At 73.2% G+C, this 3,536-nt stretch carries 2 protein-coding genes; one reads left to right on the top strand and one right to left on the bottom strand.

Annotation, left to right across the window (positions count from 1 at the left end; genetic code table 11):
• Positions 1-53 precede the first annotated feature (53 nt).
• The gene (locus ABZ281_RS42645; protein ID WP_356663429.1) at positions 54-2,210 is read right to left on the bottom strand and encodes a SpoIIE family protein phosphatase; all 2,157 of its coding nucleotides are present in this window, start codon (positions 2,208-2,210) and stop codon (positions 54-56) included.
• Between the two features lie 317 nt (positions 2,211-2,527).
• On the opposite strand from ABZ281_RS42645, the gene ABZ281_RS42640 reads away from it, so the two are divergent.
• Positions 2,528-3,136: a response regulator transcription factor gene (locus ABZ281_RS42640; protein WP_356663427.1), complete on the top strand. Its 609-nt coding sequence runs from the start codon at positions 2,528-2,530 to the stop codon at positions 3,134-3,136.
• Positions 3,137-3,536 lie beyond the last annotated feature (400 nt).

Genomic DNA, 3,536 nt, shown 5'->3' with positions numbered 1-3,536 from the left:
CTGGCGGGCCCGGGCCGGCCACCGGCGTTTCCGCAGCGCTGGGCCCGGGGGAGCTACCCGAGGGCCCTGATCAGCAACAGGGCGATGTCGTCGAGCCGTTCCTCCCCGTCCGCGTGGTGCCGCTCCTGGTGGACGAGGCTGTCGGCCAGTTCGTCCAGCGGCTGGTCCCCGGCGTCGGCCAAGCGCCGGCCCAGGTCCGCGAGGGCCTCCTCGAAGTCCGTGCCGGGCGACTCGACCAGCCCGTCGGTGTAGAGGACGAGCAGCGAACCGGGAGGCAGGGCGACCTCCGTCGTCGGATACACCGCCGAGGCGTCGATGCCCAGCAGCGGGCCGCCCGCCAGGTCGAGGACGCGCACCTTGCCGTCCGGTCGTCTCAGCAGCGGCGGGGGGTGCCCGGCCCGGGACATCACGGCCCGCCCGTGCTCCGGGTCGAGCCGCAGATACAGGCAGCTGGCGAAGAGGTCGGCCCCCAGATCGAGCAGCAGCCTGTTGGTGCTGCGCATGACCTCCTCGGGAGCCTGCCCCACGGTCGTGTACGCGCGCACCGCGGTGCGGACCTGCCCCATCAGACCGGCCGCCGTCACGTTGTGGCCCTGGACGTCCCCGATCACCGCCGCCGCCGTCCCCTGGGCGCCGACCAGGTCGTAGAAGTCACCGCCGATGTCCATGCCCTGAGTGGCCGGCACATAGCGGCCGACCGCCTCGATGCCGGGCAGCGACGGCAGGGAGTGCGGCAGCAGCGCCTCCTGCAGACCGTGCGCGAGCCGGTGCTTGGCGTCGTAGAGCAGGGCCCGCTCCAGCGCCTGGGCGATCAGCCCGGCCATGCTGGTCATCACCGCCCGCTCCTCCGTCGGGAAGGGGTGCGGCTCGGCGTAGGAGAGCACACAGGTCCCCACGGGGCGGCCCTGGGCGATCAGTGGCAGGTAGGCCCAGGCCGCGAACCCGTCGGGGGGCGTGAGCCGCGCCGGGTACAGGCGCTCCAGTTGCTCCTGCGACTCGAAGAACGCGGGCACGCCCGTCCGCAGCACCTGGGTGCCGGGCGTCGACTCGGTCAGGGGCATCCCGTCGAACCGTTCCACCACGTGCGCGTCCGGGTATCCGCGATGCCCGAGCACCTGCAGCCGGTTCGCCCGCGAGCCGAGCACGACCAGGGCCTGGCTGCCCACGGCAGGGGCGATCTCGTCCGCGACCAGTTGCACCACGTCCTGCACCCCCACGGCCTCGGTGAGCGCACCGGCCAGGTCCAGCACCTGCGAGATGGTGACGAGCCGGGACGGCGTCCCGTCGGGCGGCGGTTCGGTCCGGTTCATCCGCGACACGGCCCGCGACCTGGTGATGCGGACGCTCAGTCCCGTCGTGCTCGGGTACAGCCGGAACGACAGCCATTCGCCGGGCGGGCGCAGCGCCACGAACGAAGTGACGTGCTGGCTCAGCAGCGCGGCCCGGTAACGGTCCTCGTACACGGGGTCGTTGAGCCAGGGCACCGACGCCCACAGCTGGGTGCCGAGCAGCCGGCTGACGGGGACGTTCAGCAGCTCACCCGCCGCCGCATTGACGAAGCCGACCCGGCCGTGCAGGTCCAGCGAGACCAGTCCGTACGGCAGCCGGCTCACCATCCGGGCCGCCTCGACCGTGCCCAGCGTGCCGGCCACCCCGCCCACCAGGGGGGAGGCGAGCAGATCGGCCTCGGGGTGCGGCGGGATGCTGTGCTCGGCGGCCCGCTCCAGCCGGACCGCCAGCCGGCCGCAGGCCGCGGTCAGGTGCTCGCGCTCGCGGTCGGACATCTCCGCCGGATGTGCGCCCGGCCAGGTCACGAAGACCGCGCCGTACACGGTGGTCTCGGTGGCGACCGGCACCGCGGCCAGGGCGAAGGGATAGGGCAGCACCACGGCGATCCGCGGATAGTGGCGGGCCATCTGCTCCTCGCCGCCGACCCACACCAGCCGCCGCTCGCGCGCCGCGTCGGCGACCGGGATCGGCGCGCTCAGGCCCACCCGCTCCCAGGGCGCCGCGAACGCCCGCGGCAGACCGGCCATCACCGCCATCTCCAGCACCGGCTGGTCCGGTGCCATCAGGTACACCGCACCGGAGTGGGCGTGCACCTCGTCCATCATCGAGGCCAGCGCCAACGACAGCAGGGGCCGGCCGACCGGCGTTCTGGCAGCGCCCGGCGCCTGTGCGAACGACTGCCCGTCGGACACGCCGACCACCTCCTCGCACGGCCGCGCGACCGGGTCCAGGAACAAATCTCCCCCCTGACGGCCGGTCCCGCACGACGAGCGGTTTCGCGACGGGCCTGGTTACCGACGGTCACGTGTGCTCCGGCCCTGGCGGGAGCACCCACGTACCCCGACCGTCCTGACCCATGCCCCCGTAGTCGAAGCGTGGCCGGGCGTATGGGCGCTGGGCGTGCGCCCCCGCGCACCCTGAGGGCCGGTTCTCCGCGCCCACGCAGGGTCACGGTCACGAACAATGGGGCACGCGTTCAACAGGACCAGGGGGCGTACGTAAGAGCGGAGGGGTGGCAGTGATCCGGGTGGTTCTGGTGCACGACGAGTGTCTGGTGCGGTCGGTGCTGGCGGAGTGGCTGCGGCGGGAGACCGACCTGGCGGTGCACGACACGTCGTGGCGCGGCGCGGGGGGCACGGTGCGGTCGGTCCGGCCGGACGTGTGCGCGGCGGACCTGGAGTGCGCGGACTCCTACGGCATCCCTCCGCTGGGCGAACTGTGCCGACCCGGCCCGGAGCGCATGCGCCCGCGGTTACTCGTGCTCGCCAGCGCGAACCGGCCGGGCCTGCTGAAGCGGGCGGCCGAGGCGGGGGCGCTCGGCTACGTGGACAAGGAGGGGTCCCCGCAGAATCTGCTGAGTGGGATCCATCGCGTTGCCGAGGGGAAACGTTTCGTCAACGACTCGCTGGGCTTCGGGTTCCTCCAGGCGGCGGAGATGCCACTGACCCGCAGAGAACTGAGCGTGTTATCCCTCGCGGCCGAGGGAGCCTCCATCGCGGAGATCGCCGGGAGCCTGCACCTGTCCCACGGGACGGTGCGCAACTACATGGCGGCCATCACCCGCAAGACCGGGGCCCGCAACCGCATCGACGCGATACGCATCTCGCAGGGCCAGGGCTGGCTCTGATTGCCGCCGGGCCGGTGCGGGAGTCCAGCTCCCGACGAGGTCCCGGTACAGCTCGCAGGACCGCATCAGCTCCTCATGACTGCCGTACGCCGTGCTCCGGCCGTCCATCACCAGGACCCGGCCGGCGCGGCGGGCCGAGCTGATGCGGTGGGCCACGACCACCAGGGTCCCGCCCGGCCGCGACGCGAACGCCCGCTCCGCACGCTCCTCCGTCCCCGGGTCCAGATGGCAGGTCGCCTCGTCCAGCAGGGCGAGCGGGGCGTGGGACAGGTAGGCCCGGGTCAGGGCGACCAGCTGCCGTTCGCTGCCCGAGTCGCCCTCCTTGACGATCGTGCGGCCCACGTCGACACGCGGCAAGGTGGCCGCCTTCACCGCCGACGTGCCCGGTGCCAAGCCCCAG

It is taken from the genome of Streptomyces sp. NPDC006265, assembly GCF_040613555.1.
GTDB lineage: Bacteria > Actinomycetota > Actinomycetes > Streptomycetales > Streptomycetaceae > Streptomyces.
This window is presented reverse-complemented; position numbering and strand designations above follow the sequence as displayed.